This is a genomic window from Micromonospora sp. NPDC049089, from assembly GCF_040648775.1.
In the GTDB taxonomy this organism is placed as follows: Bacteria; Actinomycetota; Actinomycetes; order Mycobacteriales; family Micromonosporaceae; genus Micromonospora.
Window position 1 is genome coordinate 1 of the sequence record NZ_JBEZEH010000410.1, and the last position, 1,195, is coordinate 1,195.

Here is a 1,195-nt window from a genome sequence, read left to right on the forward strand (position 1 = left end):
GGCCGCCGCCGGGGGACCGGGTACCACCAGCAAGTCGTTGTCATGCAAACCTTGGAGGGGCGCTCGGCCATCAGGCCGGGCGCCCCTCGGTGCTTGATCGAGTTCGATCGACGAGGGTCTGATCCGGCGAATCGCTGCGTCCGACTCGGCCGCAGTGTCGTCCAGCCCTCAGTGCGCGCCGCGCCCTGCGTCCTGCGCCTTTGTCCGGGGCCCGTGTCCTGCCCCCCCCGCGCCCGGGCGCCCCGTGTCCTGCCTCCCGCGTCCGGGCGCCCCGTCCCCTGCCTCCCACGTCCGGGCGCCCCGTCCAGCGCCAAGATCGCGCTCCATCCTGGTTGTAGTGGCCTCCACCTGGCCGCGATACCACCACAACCAGGATGGAGCACGATCTTGGGTGCGATACGGGACGGGCGCACTGGAGCGTGAGCGCGAGACGCGGTTCGAGCAGTACCGCGGCGTCACGGAGTCACTCCGGCCGGGCCGATCTTGCACTTTCTGCTGCGATATTTCCGGCATCCCACTCCTATCGGCCACCGAAAGTGCAAGATCGGCGGGCGCGGGGCGCGGGGCGCGGGGCGCGGGGCGCGGGGCGCGGGGCGCGGGGCGCGGGGCGCGGGGCGCGGGGCGGTTTGTGGTCCGTGCCTGTGTTCATCAATTCGTGATCGTCTGGGCCGTGTAGTCGGTTTGGATTTTCGGTGGGTCGGGCAATTAACGGTCACGACAGGAAGCACACGCACCGTGTGTCAGACATTCTTTGAAGGAGGGTGGCCGTGGAGCTCACCGTGTGGGGCATCATCACTGCGATCGTTGTTGGTCTCATCGTCGGCGCGCTCGGCCGCCTGGTCGTCCCGGGTCGGCAGAACATGCCGATCTGGCTGCACCTGCTGATCGGCATCGGCGCCGCGCTGCTGGGCACCGTCCTGGCGCGGGCTATCGGCATCGCGACCGAGACGAGTGGCATCGACTGGGCCGAGCTGCTGGTGCAGGTCGTGGTTGCCGCGATCGCTGTCGCGCTGGTGGCCGGTGTGGGTGGCCGCCGCCGCGTGACCCGGTAACGACCTGGCATCATCTGGCGACACAGCACCACCGCTAGGACAGTACGACTGAAAGAGCGCCCGGCTGAGAGCCGGGCGCTCTTTCGTGCTGTTAGGCCCAACGTCGGACGGATGTTGGTGTGGCGGGCGTCGGGCCGCGGCGG

1 protein-coding gene is annotated in these 1,195 nt (G+C 69.6%); it reads left to right on the top strand.

Features of this window, described 5'->3' with window-relative positions:
• Positions 1-767 precede the first annotated feature (767 nt).
• Positions 768-1,052 (top strand): GlsB/YeaQ/YmgE family stress response membrane protein, encoded by a 285-nt coding sequence (locus tag AB0B48_RS33165; protein ID WP_357208614.1) that lies wholly within the window; start codon positions 768-770, stop codon positions 1,050-1,052.
• Positions 1,053-1,195 lie beyond the last annotated feature (143 nt).